We start from the raw sequence: 17,847 nt of genomic DNA, 5'->3' as shown, positions 1-17,847 counted from the left end.
GGAAAATGACGAATATTCGATTCGGAATCGATATAGACGGGACAGTAACATGCCCAACTTCTTTGCTTCCACATATTAATGAAGCATTTAAATGTAATTTACAATTAAGTGATATTAAAGAATATGACTTAACTAAAGCTTTTCCTGTTAGTGAACTGGAGTTTTATGAGTGGTTTAAAAAATCAGAAGCAACGATTTATGCAACCTCCCCTATTCAGCCAGATGCCCATGCAGTATTATCTGCCTGGAAAGAAAAATATGAATTATTTTTCATCTCTGCACGCGGGGAAAACGTGATGGATGTTACGCTCAACTGGTTTAAAGAGCAAGAGTTGCTGTACGATCATATTGAATTAATCGGTACACATAAAAAAATTGAAACCGCTAGAAAACATGGCGTCCACGTATTTTTCGAAGACAAACATGATAATGCGGTTGAAATACATGAGGAATTGGATATTCCCGTGTTATTATTTAACACACCATACAATCAACAACCAGCTCCAACTGGAGTCATTCGCGTCAATAATTGGATTGAAGCAAATAACTGGATTGAAAAGGAATTTGCGCTTTCCTTAAATAGATAATTTTCAAAAGACCTTGTCCATAATAGACGAGGTCTTTTTTCATCCATTCTATTTCGACAAATTACATGATTAATAGCAAAGCAGATGTTATAATCTTTTTAAGAAGCAAATCCAACTAACTAAAGAAAGGAGATGAAATTAGGTGAGTGAAAAACTATTACAACAAATTTTAACTGAACTCACAGGTATTAAGAATGAAGTAACTGGTATTAAGAACGAACAAGCAACGATAAAGTCTCAATTAGAAGAAAATACGCAATTAACGAAGGCAATTTTCAATCGACAAGAAGAAACGGATGCAAAACTAGAAAACCTTACAATGGAAGTCCACAAAATACACGGCGACCTATCTTCTTTAAAAGACGAATTGAAGGACATTAAAGATGAAGTAACATTTACCTATCAAAAAACATCGAAAAATGAATTGGATATATTTAAGTTACAACAAATACATGACCAATAAAACCTCCACCAAAATTCTGGTGGAGGTTTTTTTAATGACATTCCGGACAATTACCGTAAATTTCAAATTTATGATTTTCAATTTCATATCCGGGAATCGCATTTTGCAGCGTCTCCATCGGGCAATAATGAATCTCTTTAATATTCCCACAAGACATACAGATAAAATGATGATGATGATGTTCTGCTTCACATTGCATTCTAAAATGCTTTTCTCCGGTAAGTTCTGTTTCTTCTAAAATACCTAATTCCACAAAGGTACTTAAGTTACGATAAATCGTATCGTAACTCATCCCGGGATGCTCCGCCATCATTACATCTAAAATATCTCTTGCCGTAATATATTTTTCCGTTTGCGAAAAAATCTCTAAAATTTGTTCGCGCTTGTCCGTTTTTTTAAATCCTTCTTTTTTCAGAATGTCCCATGCTTTTTCAATATTCATTGCGTGAGAACTCCCTTCTTCGTCCACTTTTTCGAAAATATCGTCAGAAGTAAGATAATAATAGAAACGACCACAATCGTCCCTCCTGGAGCTAAATCCAGATAAAATGCGCTTGCTAATCCTACAATAACCGCCAATTCACCAAAAACGATAGAGAAAAAAATCGCTTGTTTAAAACTTTTAGAAATACGCATGGCTGCAGCAACCGGCAAGGTGATTAAAGAAGAAACAAGCAATATACCAACTATACGCATCGAGCCCGCAATAACTAATGCCGTGACTACCATAAACAACACATGAATCCATTTGGCAGGAAGTCCCGATGCTTTTGCATATTCTTCGTCGAAAGACAAAACAAATAATTCTTTAAAAAAGAAGCTCAGAAATAATACAACAATCAATGCAATAATTACTACAATCCATAAATCTTGCCTACTTACTGCTGAAACAGATCCAAATAAGTAACTAAATAAATCAGAACTAAAGCCTTCTGCAAGTGAAATGAAAATTGCCCCAAAGCCAAGACCAGCTGACATTATGATCGGAATTGCCAGCTCTTCATAATGCTTATACAATCTGCGAAGACGTTCGATAAACAAAGATCCTGTAACAGAAGCAGCAATTCCTAAATATAATGGATTCAAAAGCCCTAAGGCACTAATGGATTGACTTAAGTACAAGCTACCTGCTATACCTGCTAGCGTCACATGACTGAGTGCATCTGCGATTAAAGACAACCTTCGTACAACGATAAACACGCCCAGAAGTGGTGCGATTACTCCGATGATCAAGCCAGATGCAAAGGCGTTTTGTAAAAACTCATAACGAAAAATCGACTCTATCATTGTTGCACCTCACTTCGATGATCCACTTTACGAACTGCATGCCCATACCAAGCCTCAAGCTGTTCATCGCTCATGGTATCCATATCATTTTTAAATCCGTGAAAGTGAATCGTCCGATTTAGGCAGGCTACATGACTTATACTTTTCGAAACCGCGTCCACATCATGCGTTACTAAAACAATTGTGATATTATGTTCCCGATTTAAATGAGATAACATAAGATAAAACGAACGAACATTTTTACTATCTACACCTACCGTCGGCTCATCGAGTATCAATACCTTTGGATTACTTATTAATGCTCTAGCGATAAATACACGTTGCTGCTGACCACCAGAAAGTTCTCCAATATTGCGGTGTGCGAATTTTTCCATTCCTACAGATTTTAGTGCTTGTCGAACTTCTAGATGAACATTTTTTGGAAAGCGGTGAAATAAACCAATTTTTTTCACTAATCCACTTCGTACTACCTCCGCTACTGTTGCAGGAAAACCCGTATTAAAAGCATTGGACTTTTGGGAAACATATCCGATCTGTTCTTTTTCTTTAAATTGATGAACCGGCTGTCCTAGTAGAAGGACTTTCCCATTTGTTGGCTTTAATAATCCAAGAATAATTTTTAATAAAGTGGACTTTCCAGATCCATTTGGACCAATAATCGCCAAAAAGTCCCCTTCTTCTATTGTTAAGTTTATATCGGTTAATGCTTTTGTTTGTTCATATTGATAGGATATATTGTCTAATTGTATTAATGCTGTGGCCATGTATCATTTCCTCTATTCTAATTCATAATCGTTACGATTTACAATATTCAAGTATAGAGGAAAATTTGTTTGGTGTAAATAAATAAAACTTGAAAGGAAGTTTAGATGGATATAGCGAAGTTCATCGCTCAGCTACAAAGCTGCTCTAAAAAGGAGTTTAAAACAATTTTAAAAGGATTTGATATAAAGCTATCTGATAAAGAATTAGATGGAGTACATCCTTTATTGCAAGAAATTTCGTTATCTTGGATTGTGCTAGGGGTACCACTCCCAGTACAACATAAACTTATTGGGTTGCTTGGTGAAAAACGTGCTACCGCTTTATATAAAGAGATAATTGAAAAAGCACCCTCTTCTTTTCGCTAGAAGAGGGTACTAAATGTATTATCGTAACGCGTCAATTGCGTCTGGTATAAATGATTTGGAACGAAGCATTTCAATTTCCACTTTATAAGGAGCTTGTTTTGTTTTCGCATCTACTCCAACAAAAGGTGTTTCTAGGATTTTGGGAATTTCTAATAATTGTGGATGATGAACTACATGCAGTAAAGCATCGAATCCAATTTCTCCAAAACCAATATTTTCATGTCGGTCTTTTGCTGCACCACGAACGTTTTTACTATCGTTAATATGCAATACTTTTAAACGATCAAGCCCAATCGTTTTATCGAACTGGTTTAGTACATCGTCAAAATCATTTACGATATCGTAGCCAGCATCGTGAATATGACAGGTATCTAGACAAATCGATAGGCGATGGTTATTCGTCACACCTTCTATAATTTGTGCAAGCTCTTCAAATGTACGACCACATTCCGTCCCTTTACCTGCCATCGTCTCCAGTGCGATTTGGACTGGGAAGTCTTGGGATAAGACTTCATTTAACCCTTCCGCAATCTTGGCTATTCCAGCATCTGCACCAGCGCCGACATGCGCACCTGGATGCAATACTATTTGAGTGGCACCAATAGCTGCAGTACGTTCTATTTCTTTTTGTAAGAAATCGACTCCTAAAGCAAAAGTCTCTGGTTTTGTCGTATTTCCTAGGTTAATAATATACGGAGCATGTACAACAATATTGGATATTCCGTTTTCTTTCATATGTTGTAATCCGGCTTCAATATTCAATTCTTCTATTGGTTTTCTACGTGTATTTTGAGGTGCGCCAGTGTAAATCATAAATGTATTTGCACCGTACGATGCTGCTTCTTTGCTTGATGCAAGCAGCATTTCTTTTCCACTCATCGAAACATGTGAACCTAAAAGCATTGGTATGTCCCCCTTATTTCTTACGGTTTTTAATGCGACGTTCTTTCTTCTTTACTTTTTCCATTTCCCATTTCATATTACGTTTATAGCCTGGCTTTACCTTTTTCGGCTTACGTACTAATGCTTTTGCTTTGGCGTCTATTTCATTTTCCATTTTTGGACGATTTTTACGGGCATGTCTTTCTTTTAACTCCGACCACTCGCCATTTATAACATCTTTATGTTCAAACGTAATACCCATCTTTTCGATGCGATTTAATGCATCTTCATCTGATGGTTCATAAAGTGTAATAGCTAAACCAGTAAGCCCTGCGCGTGCAGTTCTTCCGACACGGTGAATGAAAAACTCTAAATCATCCGGAATTTCATAGTTAATGACATGGCTTACGCCTGGAATATCAATTCCACGTGCTGCCAAATCCGTTGCAACAATATATTGGAATTCTAGGTCATGAATTTGCTTCATCACACGTATACGTTCACGAGGCGCGATATCCCCGTGCACAACGCCCACTTTCATCCCATTTTCTTGTAAGAAATTCGCTACTTCATTCGCATTTTGCTTTGTGTTGGCAAAAATAATCGCTAAATATGGATTGATTCCTTCCATAACTTCAAGTAAACGTTTTTTACGTGATTTACTACGCACCGGTACAACTGTAAAATCTATACCTTCTGCAACGGGACGTTTGTCTCCGATTTTAATATGAACAGGTGCATCCATATATTTTTTTAAGAATGGTTGTAGTTTTTCTGGAATCGTTGCAGAGAATACATACATTTCCAGTTGTTCTGGCATTCGAGATGCGAACTGATCAATTTCATTGATAAATCCTAAGTCGAACGCTAAATCTGCTTCGTCGACTACTAAAATGTTCGAAGTATGCACGAGTAATGCTTGTTCTACAGTTAAATCACGAAGTCTTCCTGGTGTACCTACAACAATTTGCGGCTGCGTTTTCAACTTTTCGATGGAACGTACTTTGTCTGTACCACCAATAAATAATTTTGTTTGAATCTCTGTACCTTCTACTAGCTTGTTCAACTCTTTATAAATTTGAGTTGCAAGCTCTCTTGTTGGTGATGTAATAATTGCTTGTACTTCTTGTTTACTAGCATCTATTTTTTCAACAATTGGGATCAAAAAACTATGTGTTTTTCCTGTTCCAGTATGTGCTTGACCAATCGCACTTTTCCCTTTTAACACTAAAGGAATGATTTCTTTTTGAATTGGCGTTGGTTCTTGGAAGCCTAGTTTATCGATTGCTTTTTGTAAAAAAGGCTGAAAATTATAATCTGTATATTTGGACATATTAGTCCCTCCCTCACATTTCTTTATTGTACCACGATTGTACATAAAACGTATAATTTGCATAGAATAGATTAGTCTTTATTTGTTCGAAAGGAGATGAAAAAATGCGCTACGAATCTTTTTATCCGTTTTCTCAAGCTGGAAACATTGGCGGTGGTTTTTTAAATTTTACAGGGGCTCCCCAAACTCCACCTTCCTCGCCTGCTGGAGGATTTTTTGGCGGTGGTCTAGGAAATTTTTCCGCTCCCTCAGCACCTACTAGCCAAGGCGGTGGGTTTTTCAGTAATCTTGGTAATATAGCCTCCAATATGGGAGCAAATAGTCCTACCGGTAACTTTTTAGGCAATATCGGAAATATAGCAGGCCGAATGCAATCGGGTAACCCATTTGGAGGTATGGCCAGCGGGATGCAATCGAGTAACCCATTCGGAGGTATGGCACAAGGAGCATCACAAGCTGCACAGGCAGCACAAGGACCTAGTAAAGCAATGTCCTATTTACAAACTGCCGATAAATTTTTAAATACCGCCCAACAGCTTACCCCTATGGTAAGACAATACGCCCCTATGATTCAAAATGTGCCTGCACTACTGAAGTTATACCGCGGGTTTCAAAGTGTTCCAAATACGGCAGCTGCAGCCACTGCTACTACAACCGCCGCTTCGGCTGCCTCTAGTGTAGCAAGAACTGCCGCAGTAACGAACGGTGCTTCACTTCCACGTATTTTCCAACCGCCGTTTTAATAATAGTTAAACTTTTGTATTCAGCCCAGGGCTCCGTTATAATAGATATATGTTCGTACCAGAAGGGAGTTTCTGAAATGATTGTACAAAAAATTTCGCCAAGGGGATATTGTTACGGTGTAGTGGATGCAATGATTATTGCCCGCAATGCTGCACTCGACACTTCTCTTCCAAGGCCGATATATATATTAGGAATGATTGTCCATAACAAACATGTAACTGATGCGTTTGAGCAAGATGGAATTATTACGTTAGACGGTGAAAACCGTTTAGATATTCTTTCTAAAGTAGACCAGGGTACTGTTATTTTTACGGCACATGGAGTTTCTCCTGAAGTAAAGGAACTCGCTCGTAAAAAAGGATTAGTTTCGATTGATGCAACTTGTCCTGATGTTACTGTCACACATGACTTAATAAAAGAAAAAACGGCAGAAGGCTTTGATATTATTTATATCGGGAAAAAAGGCCACCCCGAGCCAGAAGGTGCAATTGGTGTAGCACCTGATAAAGTGCATCTTGTTCAAACAATAAAAGATGTGGAAGAGTTAACAATTGAAACAGACAAATTACTTGTAACGAACCAAACGACGATGTCACAATGGGATGTTGTACATTTAATGGATAGTTTAAGAGAAAAGTATCCGCAAATTGAAGTTCATAAAGAAATTTGCCTTGCGACACAAGTTCGACAAGAAGCCGTTGCAGAACAAGCTGGAGAAGCAGATTTATTAATCGTTGTTGGAGATCCGATGAGTAATAACTCTAACAGACTCACACAAGTTTCAGAGGAAATTGCAGGAACACCTTCTTATCGTATCGGAGATATTTCAGATTTGAAATTGGAATGGTTAGAAAATGTAAACCATGTTGCGGTCACTGCTGGAGCATCCACTCCTACTCCAATTGTGAAGGAAGTTATTCAGTTTCTAGAGAAGTACGATCCAAAAGATCCTACGACTCATGATACAACGAAAAAAGTAATGCCAGAAAAAATATTACCAAAAATTAAAGTACCTAAACCAGTGGATCGTATTGAACCATATCCAGTTAACAACTAATAAAAAGAAGCTGCTTCTATCAATCGGAAGCAGCTTCTTTTTACTTATATCAGCTGAAATGGTTCAGTAGATAGTTTAGATGGAATAAAGGTGCATGTAATATTTTTATTTTTACATATTGTATTCATATAATCGGAGACCCCAGTTTTCATAATTTGTTCTATATGATGTCCCGGATCAATGACTGCAAGACCAATCGCCTCGGCATCTTGTGCAACGTGAAAATATAAATCTCCTGTGATTAACACATCCGCACCTGCTCTTTTGGCTGCATGGATATATTTATTACCATCCCCGCCTAATACCGCTACTTTTTGGACAGGTTTATTCAAATCCCCTACTACACGAACAAATGGAACTTGTAATTGGTTTTTCACTGTTTGGGCATATGTGGCCAGATTAATCGAGTTTGGTAATATCCCGACTCTTCCTAGCCCTTTTTCGTTTACTTCTACATCTAGCTCGTATAAATCATATGCAGGCTCTTCATAAGGATGCGTTGCAAGCAATGCTTTTAGTACACGATTTTTAATCGAAACAGGAAATACTACTTCCATTTTATCTTCTTCTACAATGGCAAGCTCATTGGCTTCACCAATATAAGGATCAGCGCTTTCGGAAGGTTTAAATCTTCCCTGTCCTTGTGAGATGAAACTGCAATCGGTATAATCACCAATTTGACCAGCTCCAGTGTCCGCTAGAGCTACTCTTACTTGTTCGGTTGACTCTTTTGGTGTGAATACTACTAATTTCATTAACTTTTCTGCAGTTGTCTGCTCTAAAATTTCTACATTTTCTAGTTGCAATGCATTTGCTAATAAATCATTTACTCCGCCAGTTGCTATATCAAGATTCGTATGTGCTGCGTAAACAGCGATATCATGCTTGATTAATTGTTCGATTAATCTTCCTTGAGGCAAATCTGTTCGCATATTTTTCATCCCGCGGAATATAGGAGGATGGTGTGCAATGATTAACTCACATCCCTGCTCTATCGCTTCTTGAACAACTTTTGTATTAACATCTAGTGTAACAAGTACTTTGAAAACCGGCTTATTAAGTGTACCTATTTGAAGTCCAACCGAATCTCCTTCAACAGCTAGTGATTTTGGTGCCCATTGTTCAAAAAGAGAGATGATCTGTTGACCATTTGTTTGCTTCATGTTTATAACGACTCCTTTACTAAGGCGATTTTTCTTTCGAGCTCTTCTTTCTTTTGTTGTACTTCCTTAGACTCGGCAGAATTATTTAGTTGGTCTATGATTCGTTGCCATTCGCGTAGTTCATTTGACCATTTTTTATGGAAAACAGCTGATTTTTCTTTCATTAAAAATGGACCAACTAATAATTCTTGTTCAGTAAGTTCCATATGACCTTTTTGAAGGACAACAATTTCGTAAATTTTGTCATGTTCTTCAAGTATTGTTTCGTTCACGATTTTCCAATTTTCTTTTTGGCCCCACTCACGAATCGCTTTTGCATGCACATTCGGCTGTAATATCAAATTTTCTACAGTTGAAAGTTTTTCTTTCCCAGCCTCCAATATGGAAGCAATGAGGGGACCTCCCATACCTGCAATTGTAATGGTTTGCACATTGTCAGCCGCTTGAATCACTTCAAGTCCATTTCCAAAACGTACGTCTATTTGTTGTTCTAAGCCTTCACTTCTCACTTGCTTTTGCGCCGATTCAAAAGGACCTTTTACTACTTCTCCTGCAATTCCCTGTGTAATAATACCTGTATGTACTAGATAACAAGGCAAATAAGCATGATCACTTCCAATATCCGCTAAAATAGTATCTTTTTTAACAAAAGAAGCGACTGTTTTCAGTCTGTCCGATAAATTTTTTGCATTCATATAGTAAACACCTCTTCCGTATCTCATTATAACAAAAAATAAAAAAGACCTCGATTCTTTTATAGAATCGATGGTCTTTTAAAAATGGTACTATTCTAAAGATTTAACCCATGCAGCCATAGCATCGATGTTTTCAGTTGGTACTAAACCACCTGGCATTGCACCTTTACCATTAGCTAAAATGTCTTTAATCTCATCTTCAGAAAGAGCTGTTCCTACTAGTGATGGGAAAGCACCTTGTCCTTCATAACTGTTACCGTGACATCCGATACATTTACCTTGAGCAAATGCTTCAGGGTCGAACTCACCAGCAGATGCCGTTTCGCCGCCACCTTCAGCAGCTTCTTCTGTAGCAGCCATTTCTTCTTTGTTATTAACACCTTGAATCGATAAGAAGAAAATTAAACCAATTCCAAATCCCATAATTAATAGAAACGGAATAATTGGATTCTTTTTCATAATTTACCCTCCCTCTTGATATGTACTTTTCTAAATAGAATTAGTCAACACTAATATTGTACTGCATTCTAACCAAAACGAAAAGTCCTAAGGAGGAAGTTTTATTTCTTTGTGACAATTTAGACATAATTTCGACTTAGCAACCAATATGTCTTGAAATTACCATGCGCTGCACTTCGGATGTACCTTCACCAATTTCAAGAAGTTTTGCATCTCTCATAAAACGTTCTACTTCATATTCTTTCATATAGCCATAGCCGCCATGAATTTGAATTGCTTGATCTGCCACTTCCATCGCAATTTCTGAAGCGTATAGTTTGCACATAGCAGCCTCTTTGCCAAACGCTCGCCCTTGATCTTTCAACCATGCTGCTTTATATACCATTGTTCTTGCTAATTCGATTTTCATGGCCATATCTGCTAGCTTAAATTGCGTTATTTGAAATTCAGATAAAGTTTTACCAAATTGTTTCCGTTCTTTTGAATAGCGCAATGCGCGGTCAAATGCAGCTTGCGCAATTCCAACTGCCATCGCTCCTATACCGATTCGCCCGCCATCAAGCGTTACTAAAAATTGTCTGAATCCATTACCACGTTTCCCAAGCAAGTTTTCTTGCGGTACTCGAACATTCTCAATAACTAATTCAGTCGTATTCGATGCATTCAGACCCATTTTCTCGTAATTATCAATCACTTTAAATCCTTCCGCATCAGTTGGTACAATAATAGCGGAAATCTCTTTTTTACCATCATTTACATCTGTAATTGCCGTTAATGCTAGATGTTTGGCATAACTTGCATTAGTGATAAATGACTTATTACCATTAATAACAAAATCGTTGCCATCTTCTTTGGCAGTCGTTTGAGTTCCACCTGCATCCGATCCAGCGTTAGGTTCTGTTAGTCCGAATGCTCCGAATGATTCACCCGTACAAATTGGCACTAAATATTTTTGTTTTTGTTCTTCTGTTCCAAACAAGTTTAGAGGAGCCCCTCCAAGTGAAATATGTGCAGAATAAGTAATACCTGTCGATGCACATGCACGACTTAGTTCCTCTGTTACAATAGCAAAACTTACTGTATCTGCTCCAGCTCCACCATACTCTTCTGCAAACGGCAAGCCCATCATCCCCATGTCGGCTAGCTGTTTAAAAATCTCTTTTGGAAACTCTTTCGTTTTGTCTCGCTCGATTGCACCTGGTGCGACTACCTCATTCGCAAATTCATGAATTGTCTTGCGAATCATTTGTTGTTCTTGCGTCAAATCAAAATTCATTTCTCCATCCCCTTTGTAAATATTAAAACACTTACTATTTCATTATACTGAAAATAAAATTATTTTGGAGATTAATATGAAAAAGTATCTATAATAAACTAGTGCTTAACATAATTTTAAAAAAACTGTCTTAAATCCCTGTTTCCAAGAATTTTAAGACAGTTTCAATTTATTTATATAAATAAGCTCAAGATTAATACTACTCCAAGTCCAACAATCGATGTCGTAAATAATAGAAGACCCCATGTTTTGAACGTATCTTTAATCGATAAGTTAAAGTATTCTTTGAACAACCAGAACGATGCATCATTTACGTGAGTAATTGTGTTACTTCCTGCTGCAGTTGCTAATACCATTAGTACAGGGTTCACATCAAATGTATGAATGAGTGGGCCAACGATTCCAGCAGCAGTAATTGCCGAAACAACGCCTGTCCCGGTTGCAATACGAATCATCGCTGTGATGACCCATGCCATTATTAACGGAGACACACTTGTATTCTCCATCATACCAGCAATGAAATCACCAATACCTGTGTCTAAAATGATCTGTTTAAAAGCACCACCAGCACCAACGATGAAAACAATCATTGCTATGCCTTCAATTGCACCTGAGAATGAAGACATAATTTCAGGCATTTTGCGCCCTCTTTTAATACCGAATACATAGATAGCTATTAATACAGCTAGTATCATACTAATTTCAGCACTACCAAAGAAGTTTACAATTTGAGCAAATTTTGTCGTTTCGTCTATAAATAGATTTAACACAGTAGCACTCGTAATAATGATTGCAGGTAATAGTGGAACGACTAAACTAATTCCAAAACCAGGCATTTCACCATCTGTAAATTCTTTCGATTTTTTCAATAGTGGTGGCACTGGACGATCTAGATTACGTAACAATCTAGGTAAAATAATTCCTGCTGCAATAACTGCTGGGATTACAACGACTAATCCCAATATGTATACCATCCCCATATCTGCACCATACGCTTCTACAAGTGCAGTTGGTCCAGGTTGTGGAGGGAAAATACTATGCGCCATTGTAGCCGCAGCAACCATTGTAATTCCTAGACGAAGGTAAGGAATTTTAGCTTCAATCGCGATACTAATTACAAGTGGAGCAAGAATGATAAAGGCTACTTCATAAAAAACGGAAACTCCAAAAATTGAACCGACAATTAATATTGCCCATTCTACGTTCTTCACACCAAATTTGTTCAATAAAGTGGAAGCTACACGTTGTGCGGCTCCAGAATCGACCATTAGTTTACCCAGAACAGCACCCATCCCGATAATAATCGCTAAACTACCGAGCGTACCTCCAAATCCAGTTTTAATCGATACGATAACTGCATCTAATGTTAACCCATTTAAAATACCAACTAGAATTGCTACAATAAGTAGAGCCAATACACTATTAAGCTTTACAACTATATTCAAATATAATAGTAACGCTACCCCTAAAGCAACCCAAATTAATGGCAAATATTCTATTATCCAATCCATGTATATTTCCTCCCATATACTAACCCTTTATTAATTAACACTTTTCTACCTCTCATTATGCACACCATGTTGAAATAAATGATTAATCTATTAAATTAGCATGATTCTCTTTTATTCAAAGTAGCTGATAAACGGTATATATTCGAATCTTTAGCATTCGCTTCATTTCTAATTTGATCCAATAGCAGACTAACTGCTTGATCTGCCATTTCGATAGCAGGTTGCGAAATAGTCGTAATAGGTGGTGTAAAAAAACTGGCAAATGACACATCATCAATACCGATAACTGCTATATCATTAGGAATGATTAAATTCCTCTTTTTTATATATTTTAATACTTCTATTAAAACCCTATCATTTGCAGCTAGAATAGCTTTTGGCACTTGATCATGGTTAAATAACTCGTTTAGTACCTCTTCTATATTTTCCGGCTCCGAAGTTTTGATGTATGCTGGATCGATCGTCAAACCGTGCTGCTCCAGTGCTTGTTTATACCCTTCGATCCTTTCTATACGTGGACTAATATTTCGAATAATCGAAGTAGTGACAATCGCAATACGTGTGTAACCGTTTTCCACGAAAAGATCAACAGCTAACTTGGATGCTTGATGATTGTCCAGCATTACTGTCGGAATCTCTATGGATTCGATTGTTCGGTCCATAAATACAATTGGATATTTTTGTTTTTTCATTTGTTTATATAAATCTAAATTTCCCCCAGTTGGAAAGATAATAATACCGTCGACTTGTTTTGCCATTAACATTTCGATATAATTTCTTTCTTTTTCCGGTTCATCATCGGCATTACACACAATAATATGAAAGCCATGTTCATGAAAATTGTTTTCAATCGCACGAATAATTTGAGTCGAAAATGAGTGAAGAATGTTAGCCACGATTACTCCCACCGTGAAAGTAGATTTTTGTTTTAAACTACGTGCTACAATATTTGGTCGATAATTCAACTCTTTAATCGACTCTTCAATTCTTTTACGTGTAGTTTCACTCATATATTCGTATCGTTTGTTTAAATATTGGGAAACTGTACTTTTAGATACATTTGCATGAGTGGCAACATCAGCTATGGTTACATTGTTCATCTAACATCACACCCCCGAATAAGCCATGAATCCTCCGTCGATTGCTAGTGTCGTGCCTGTAACAAAGGAGGAGTACGATTCATCTACTAGAAAAAGCAATGCTCCGAGTAAATCTTCCGGCTGACCAAACTTTTTCATAGGGGTTGCTTCAATTATCTTTTGAGAACGTGCCGTATAGTTTCCATTTTCATCTAGCAGTAAATCTTTATTTTGCGTTGTTAAGAAAAAGCCGGGAGCTATTGAATTCACTCTCAAACCAGTTTCAGCAAAATGAACGGCCATCCACATCGTAAAGTTATTTATAGATGCTTTTGCAGCACTATAAGCTGGTATCTTTGTAAGAGGTGTATACGAACTCATAGATGAGATATTCACAATAACAGGCGCTTCTGCTTTCAATAGTTCTTTCCCGAATATTTGACTTGGAAGAAACGTCCCAGTAAGGTTCAGTGAAAAGACATTTGAAAATCCGTTTTCGTCTAATTCAAAAAATGATTTGCCTTCCCCATTTTCCACAAACTTTTCTGGTCCAGTAATTGCGTCCGAATGATTCCCACCTGCGCCATTGATCAAAATATCTACACGACCAAATTGCTCTAAAACTATTTCTTTCGCACGAACAAGCGATTCTCTATTTAAAACATCTGTTTCGATTGCAATGGCTGTTCCGCCAGCCTTTGAAATATCTGATGCCACTTTTTGACCCTTTTCAGCAGTTTTATTTAAAATTGCTACTTTAACCCCTTGTCGCACAAGTTCTCGCGCCATTCGGGAGCATAAAACACCACTTCCACCAGTAATGACAGCAACACGGTCTTTTAAATTTTCATGAATAGGAATCATTATTCTGCATCCCCCTTCTTCATCTCGAAGGCATCCCATAATCCATTTAAGTACATAATGCCTAACGCACGGTCATACAAGCCATAACCTGGACGACAAACTTCTCCCCAAATATGGCGACCATGGTCTGGTCTTACGTATCCATCATAATTTTGCTTGTGTAGCTCTTGTACAACACCTTTTACATCAATCGAGCCATCGCTTGTGTAATGGGATGTTTCTACAAAGTCCCCATTATCATAAACCTTCACATTACGAATATGAGAGAACGGAGAACGATCAGCATATTTTTTTGCTACTTGAACCATATCATTTTCAGGATTAGCACCCATTGAACCTGTGCACATAGTAAAACCGTTTGCAGCCGAGTCCGAAATTTCAATTAGCTTTTCGTAGCTTGCTTCACCCGTAATAATTCTTGGCAATCCGAAAATAGAGTACGGAGGATCATCTGGGTGAATGGCCATTTTAATACCAACGGATTCCGCAACCGGCAATATTTCGTTTAAGAAGTACGCTAAGTTATCCCACAGCTTTTCTTCATCTACTTCTTCATAAGCTTCGAATAATTCCGCAATTCTAGCCATTTTCTCTGGTTCCCATCCTGGTAAAGTTAAATCGGATGCTTCGCTAACTGTTTTCACAAGCTCTTGTGGATCTAAATTTTCTACTTTTGATTTCTCAAAGAACAAAGCAGTAGAACCATCTTCTAGGGGATGGAACATTTCTGTACGAGTCCAGTCGAAAATTGGCATGAAATTATAACAAATGACTTTTACGCCAAATTCGGACAAGTTACGAATGGTTTCTTTGTAGTTCTCAATATATTGATCACGTTCACTATTACCTAATTTAATCGATTCATGTACATTAACGCTTTCTACTACATCTGCATGAAAACCAAATGATTGGATATAATCGATTTCCGATTTAATCTCTTCTTTTTCCCATACTTCTCCAACAGGTTTTTGATGTAGTGCCCATACAATCCCTTTTGTACCTGGAATTTGTTTTACCTGCTCCAGTGTCACAGTGTCATTGTCTCTTCCATACCAACGAAACGTAATATTCATCGTACTACCTCCCTTTTTAATTGCCGCTTGCTTCTATATATTTTTTACTTGCTTCTACAACAGCATCGTAGCCGCCCGCTTTATATGCTTTATTCAAATCACTGCCTACACCAACAGCAACTGCATCTGCATCAAGCCATTCCTTCATATTCCCTGCATTTATCCCGCCTGTCGGCATAATTTGTACATGTGGAAGTGGTCCCTTCACAGACTTAATAAAAGAAGGACTAAAATTATTCGCCGGGAAAAGTTTTAAAATGTCGCATCCAGCTTCTAGTGCTTTCACCATTTCTCGGATTGTCATGCAACCAGGTAAATATGGAATCGCATATCTGTTACATACAGTTGCAACTTCTTCGCTAAAATGAGGACTTACGACAAATTTCGCGCCGTGTAGAATTGCATGTCTTGCTGTTTCAGGATCAAGTACTGTTCCAGCACCTAGTAGTGCATCTACGTCTTGTAGTTCTTCGAATGCTTTTTGCACTTGTGGCGTTGTATACGTTAACTCAATTGCACGAATACCACCCTCTACAGCTCCTTTAGTCAGTTGAACAGCCTCTTCATAGCTACTTCCTCTAATTACTGCCACTACTTTTGTTGCTGTCAGTTGTGCAAGAATTTCATGTTTTGACATTTAATCTTTCCTCCTTGTATTGAAAGTAGAAAACTTTTTCTTTCCAAATTATGTTCATCTCTCAATTACTTTTTCATTTCGAATAAATGCAAATACTTCATCGAGTTCAGGTAGTCCTTCATTATCTCCTGAAACCGTTGTCACAAGTGCCCCTACTCCATTAGCAAATTGTAAACTTTCAAGTGGAGAGTAATTATGTAAGTATGAATAAATGTAACCAGCATCAAAGCCGTCTCCTGCTCCAACTGTATCAATAGGCTGTACTTTAAAGGCTTCTTTCTCATGCCACTTATTGCTTAACAATACTTTCGCACCGTTTCCGCCATCTTTAATAACAAGATGGGAGATATGAAATAGTTTTGCAAAGTTTACAAGCGATCGCTCAGAAGACTCTCCTAGTATCATTTCAATCTCATCTCGACCTGTAAGTAAAATGTCCACAAACGGAAATACCTTCATGTATGCGGTAATGGCTTCTTCTATTGTCCAAAGCTTCAACCGAATATTTGGATCAAACGAAACAGGAATATTCTTTTCTTTCGCAAGCTTCAACACTTTCATGGTGATATCAATATTTTTAGGGTCAATTGCTAAAAATACGCCTGTTAAATGAACAATATCCACACCATCGAGCACCGCTTCGGTAATATCGCTTGGTTCCATCGTTAAAATGGGTGATTGATAACGATAATAAAATGTTTTTCCAGAACCGTCTTCACGAATTTCTTTAAAGTTTAAAGAAGTTGGATAACCTTCTACTAACTTCACTTCAGAAACATCGATTCCTTCACCACGTGCAAAATTATAAATAACTCGACCAAATTCATCGCCACCTAAGCGGCTCATCCACTTTGACTTAAGTCCTAAGCGTGCACAACCAATCGCAAAGTTCAATTCAGCCCCTCCTACTTTTCGTGAGAAAGTTGGGACATATCTAAGCGGTCCAGTTTCGGATGGATTAAATGTAATCAGAGCATCCCCTAGTGTAAAAACACCAAAATTTGAAACCAAAATCATTTACTCCTTTCACATGAGTAGCACTTTTCTATTCTAGTTAATAACTAAACTAGTCATAAATGTTTTTACTTTCTTTTTTATAAACCGGTTTAGTAAATCGGTTTATATAGATTATAAACTGAAAGGGTTTTCAATTACAAGATAAATTTAAAATAGTAAGTTATTTTTTTATTGATCATTATAGTAGACGTTTCATAGAACTCCCTGCGACGTATTCTAGGGAAAATGCGTCGTACGGTGACCGCTATGATTTTCGCTGCAGGGCGGACGCTTTCCGCGGGGTGAGCGATGAACCATCACCGTAGCTACGCGTCCGTTGTGATGGTTCATCTGTCTCACTCATCCCGCTGGAGTCGCCGCCCTTCCGCTTCAATCCACAAGATTTGCTAGCAAATTATCGTATTGCTTTAAAAATGGATAGTAGAAATGCAGTGGAAAATAATTTTTTAGTAAATACACTATCCAGTAATATCATCCAGGAAATGGATAAGGGCAATCAATTGATGATGGAAGGCAACCAGTACCAAGTGGAGAGCAATCAATTCTAATCGGAAAGCAACCAAATCAGCACGAGAGCAACTAAATTGCGG

General features: G+C 37.6%; 20 protein-coding genes. 5 read left to right on the top strand and 15 right to left on the bottom strand.

Features of this window, described 5'->3' with window-relative positions; all coding sequences use genetic code 11:
* Nucleotides 1-5: 5 nt before the first annotated feature.
* Both AC1DFT_RS10870 and AC1DFT_RS10865 read left to right on the top strand, forming a co-directional pair.
* Entirely contained in the window at nucleotides 6-587 is a 582-nt protein-coding gene (locus tag AC1DFT_RS10870; RefSeq protein WP_477919221.1) for a 5' nucleotidase, NT5C type, read from the top strand.
* 142 nt (nucleotides 588-729) lie between these two features.
* Nucleotides 730-1,050 carry a hypothetical protein gene (locus AC1DFT_RS10865; RefSeq protein WP_477919220.1) on the top strand — a complete coding sequence of 107 codons (321 nt, stop codon included), beginning with the start codon at nucleotides 730-732 and terminating at the stop codon, nucleotides 1,048-1,050.
* 31 nt (nucleotides 1,051-1,081) lie between these two features.
* On the opposite strand, the gene AC1DFT_RS10860 is transcribed toward AC1DFT_RS10865, so the two are convergent.
* From AC1DFT_RS10860 to AC1DFT_RS10850, 3 genes are read right to left on the bottom strand one after another with little or no spacing between them, the layout of a single operon-like run.
* Nucleotides 1,082-1,492, bottom strand: a complete 411-nt coding sequence (locus tag AC1DFT_RS10860) for a Fur family transcriptional regulator (protein ID WP_477919219.1) — start codon at nucleotides 1,490-1,492, stop codon at nucleotides 1,082-1,084.
* Complete coding sequence (locus AC1DFT_RS10855; protein WP_477919218.1) at nucleotides 1,489-2,337, bottom strand: metal ABC transporter permease; 849 nt, start codon at nucleotides 2,335-2,337, stop codon at nucleotides 1,489-1,491. Before AC1DFT_RS10855 ends, AC1DFT_RS10860 begins: the two co-directional genes overlap by 4 nt.
* A complete protein-coding gene (locus tag AC1DFT_RS10850) occupies nucleotides 2,334-3,101 on the bottom strand; it encodes a metal ABC transporter ATP-binding protein (RefSeq protein ID WP_477919217.1) in 768 nt (255 codons plus the stop codon). The genes AC1DFT_RS10855 and AC1DFT_RS10850 overlap by 4 nt, the downstream gene beginning before the upstream one ends.
* Nucleotides 3,102-3,206: 105 nt before the next feature.
* Between AC1DFT_RS10850 and AC1DFT_RS10845 the strand changes: the two genes are divergently transcribed.
* Nucleotides 3,207-3,467 (top strand): hypothetical protein, encoded by a 261-nt coding sequence (locus tag AC1DFT_RS10845; protein ID WP_477919216.1) that lies wholly within the window; start codon nucleotides 3,207-3,209, stop codon nucleotides 3,465-3,467.
* Between the two features lie 18 nt (nucleotides 3,468-3,485).
* On the opposite strand, the gene AC1DFT_RS10840 is transcribed toward AC1DFT_RS10845, so the two are convergent.
* Entirely contained in the window at nucleotides 3,486-4,370 is an 885-nt protein-coding gene (locus AC1DFT_RS10840) for a deoxyribonuclease IV (protein ID WP_477919215.1), read from the bottom strand.
* A 13-nt stretch (nucleotides 4,371-4,383) separates the two neighbouring features.
* Nucleotides 4,384-5,682 (bottom strand): DEAD/DEAH box helicase, encoded by a 1,299-nt coding sequence (locus AC1DFT_RS10835; protein WP_477919214.1) that lies wholly within the window; start codon nucleotides 5,680-5,682, stop codon nucleotides 4,384-4,386.
* Nucleotides 5,683-5,786: 104 nt separating this feature from the next.
* Here AC1DFT_RS10835 and vrrA point away from each other — a divergent pair, with 104 nt between their 5' ends.
* Both vrrA and AC1DFT_RS10825 read left to right on the top strand, forming a co-directional pair.
* A complete protein-coding gene (gene vrrA / locus AC1DFT_RS10830; RefSeq protein ID WP_477919213.1) occupies nucleotides 5,787-6,425 on the top strand; it encodes a VrrA/YqfQ family protein in 639 nt (212 codons plus the stop codon).
* Nucleotides 6,426-6,502: 77 nt separating this feature from the next.
* Nucleotides 6,503-7,483 (top strand): 4-hydroxy-3-methylbut-2-enyl diphosphate reductase, encoded by a 981-nt coding sequence (locus tag AC1DFT_RS10825; protein WP_477919212.1) that lies wholly within the window; start codon nucleotides 6,503-6,505, stop codon nucleotides 7,481-7,483.
* A 44-nt stretch (nucleotides 7,484-7,527) separates the two neighbouring features.
* Here AC1DFT_RS10825 and AC1DFT_RS10820 read toward each other — a convergent pair whose 3' ends face one another.
* The 10 genes from AC1DFT_RS10820 to AC1DFT_RS10775 all read right to left on the bottom strand — a co-directional run bounded on the left by AC1DFT_RS10820 (nucleotide 7,528) and on the right by AC1DFT_RS10775 (nucleotide 17,251).
* On the bottom strand, nucleotides 7,528-8,646 hold the full coding sequence (locus AC1DFT_RS10820; RefSeq protein ID WP_477919211.1) for a Nif3-like dinuclear metal center hexameric protein: 1,119 nt from the start codon (nucleotides 8,644-8,646) through the stop codon (nucleotides 7,528-7,530).
* Nucleotides 8,647-8,648: 2 nt separating this feature from the next.
* On the bottom strand, nucleotides 8,649-9,341 hold the full coding sequence (locus tag AC1DFT_RS10815) for a tRNA (adenine(22)-N(1))-methyltransferase (protein ID WP_477919210.1): 693 nt from the start codon (nucleotides 9,339-9,341) through the stop codon (nucleotides 8,649-8,651).
* Between the two features lie 90 nt (nucleotides 9,342-9,431).
* Nucleotides 9,432-9,800 carry a cytochrome c550 gene (cccA, locus tag AC1DFT_RS10810; RefSeq protein WP_477919209.1) on the bottom strand — a complete coding sequence of 123 codons (369 nt, stop codon included), beginning with the start codon at nucleotides 9,798-9,800 and terminating at the stop codon, nucleotides 9,432-9,434.
* Nucleotides 9,801-9,936: 136 nt separating this feature from the next.
* On the bottom strand, nucleotides 9,937-11,076 hold the full coding sequence (locus AC1DFT_RS10805; protein ID WP_477919208.1) for an acyl-CoA dehydrogenase family protein: 1,140 nt from the start codon (nucleotides 11,074-11,076) through the stop codon (nucleotides 9,937-9,939).
* A gap of 173 nt (nucleotides 11,077-11,249) precedes the next feature.
* Nucleotides 11,250-12,587, bottom strand: coding sequence for a gluconate:H+ symporter (locus AC1DFT_RS10800; protein WP_477919207.1), 1,338 nt, complete (start codon nucleotides 12,585-12,587; stop codon nucleotides 11,250-11,252).
* Between the two features lie 95 nt (nucleotides 12,588-12,682).
* A complete protein-coding gene (locus AC1DFT_RS10795) occupies nucleotides 12,683-13,687 on the bottom strand; it encodes a LacI family DNA-binding transcriptional regulator (protein WP_477919206.1) in 1,005 nt (334 codons plus the stop codon).
* Between the two features lie 6 nt (nucleotides 13,688-13,693).
* Nucleotides 13,694-14,530, bottom strand: coding sequence for an SDR family oxidoreductase (locus AC1DFT_RS10790; RefSeq protein WP_477919205.1), 837 nt, complete (start codon nucleotides 14,528-14,530; stop codon nucleotides 13,694-13,696).
* Entirely contained in the window at nucleotides 14,530-15,603 is a 1,074-nt protein-coding gene (uxuA, locus tag AC1DFT_RS10785) for a mannonate dehydratase (protein WP_477919204.1), read from the bottom strand. The genes AC1DFT_RS10790 and uxuA overlap by 1 nt, the downstream gene beginning before the upstream one ends.
* A 16-nt stretch (nucleotides 15,604-15,619) precedes the next feature.
* Nucleotides 15,620-16,240, bottom strand: a complete 621-nt coding sequence (locus AC1DFT_RS10780) for a bifunctional 2-keto-4-hydroxyglutarate aldolase/2-keto-3-deoxy-6-phosphogluconate aldolase (protein ID WP_477919203.1) — start codon at nucleotides 16,238-16,240, stop codon at nucleotides 15,620-15,622.
* Nucleotides 16,241-16,294: 54 nt separating this feature from the next.
* Nucleotides 16,295-17,251 carry a sugar kinase gene (locus AC1DFT_RS10775; RefSeq protein ID WP_477919202.1) on the bottom strand — a complete coding sequence of 319 codons (957 nt, stop codon included), beginning with the start codon at nucleotides 17,249-17,251 and terminating at the stop codon, nucleotides 16,295-16,297.
* Between the last annotated feature and the right edge of the window lie 596 nt (nucleotides 17,252-17,847).

This window comes from Psychrobacillus sp. 05T411, assembly GCF_056396485.1.
The sequence above is the reverse complement of the archived record's forward strand: the minus strand, read 5'-3'. Positions and strand labels throughout refer to the sequence as shown.

Bases quoted from the DNA above. Each gene is read 5' to 3' on its own strand.
- AC1DFT_RS10860 (WP_477919219.1), bottom strand. From the start codon at position 1,492: ATGAATATTGAAAAAGCATGGGACATTCTGAAAAAAGAAGGATTTAAA.
- AC1DFT_RS10840 (WP_477919215.1), bottom strand. From the start codon at position 4,370: ATGCTTTTAGGTTCACATGTTTCGATGAGTGGAAAAGAAATGCTGCTT.
- AC1DFT_RS10815 (WP_477919210.1), bottom strand. From the start codon at position 9,341: ATGAATGCAAAAAATTTATCGGACAGACTGAAAACAGTCGCTTCTTTT.
- cccA (WP_477919209.1), bottom strand. From the start codon at position 9,800: ATGAAAAAGAATCCAATTATTCCGTTTCTATTAATTATGGGATTTGGA.
- AC1DFT_RS10790 (WP_477919205.1), bottom strand. From the start codon at position 14,530: ATGATTCCTATTCATGAAAATTTAAAAGACCGTGTTGCTGTCATTACT.
- AC1DFT_RS10870 (WP_477919221.1), top strand. From the start codon at position 6: ATGACGAATATTCGATTCGGAATCGATATAGACGGGACAGTAACATGC.
- AC1DFT_RS10855 (WP_477919218.1), bottom strand. From the start codon at position 2,337: ATGATAGAGTCGATTTTTCGTTATGAGTTTTTACAAAACGCCTTTGCA.
- uxuA (WP_477919204.1), bottom strand. From the start codon at position 15,603: ATGAATATTACGTTTCGTTGGTATGGAAGAGACAATGACACTGTGACA.
- AC1DFT_RS10820 (WP_477919211.1), bottom strand. From the start codon at position 8,646: ATGAAGCAAACAAATGGTCAACAGATCATCTCTCTTTTTGAACAATGG.
- AC1DFT_RS10825 (WP_477919212.1), top strand. From the start codon at position 6,503: ATGATTGTACAAAAAATTTCGCCAAGGGGATATTGTTACGGTGTAGTG.
- AC1DFT_RS10795 (WP_477919206.1), bottom strand. From the start codon at position 13,687: ATGAACAATGTAACCATAGCTGATGTTGCCACTCATGCAAATGTATCT.
- vrrA (WP_477919213.1), top strand. From the start codon at position 5,787: ATGCGCTACGAATCTTTTTATCCGTTTTCTCAAGCTGGAAACATTGGC.
- AC1DFT_RS10850 (WP_477919217.1), bottom strand. From the start codon at position 3,101: ATGGCCACAGCATTAATACAATTAGACAATATATCCTATCAATATGAA.
- AC1DFT_RS10780 (WP_477919203.1), bottom strand. From the start codon at position 16,240: ATGTCAAAACATGAAATTCTTGCACAACTGACAGCAACAAAAGTAGTG.
- AC1DFT_RS10835 (WP_477919214.1), bottom strand. From the start codon at position 5,682: ATGTCCAAATATACAGATTATAATTTTCAGCCTTTTTTACAAAAAGCA.
- AC1DFT_RS10845 (WP_477919216.1), top strand. From the start codon at position 3,207: ATGGATATAGCGAAGTTCATCGCTCAGCTACAAAGCTGCTCTAAAAAG.
- AC1DFT_RS10800 (WP_477919207.1), bottom strand. From the start codon at position 12,587: ATGGATTGGATAATAGAATATTTGCCATTAATTTGGGTTGCTTTAGGG.
- AC1DFT_RS10805 (WP_477919208.1), bottom strand. From the start codon at position 11,076: ATGAATTTTGATTTGACGCAAGAACAACAAATGATTCGCAAGACAATT.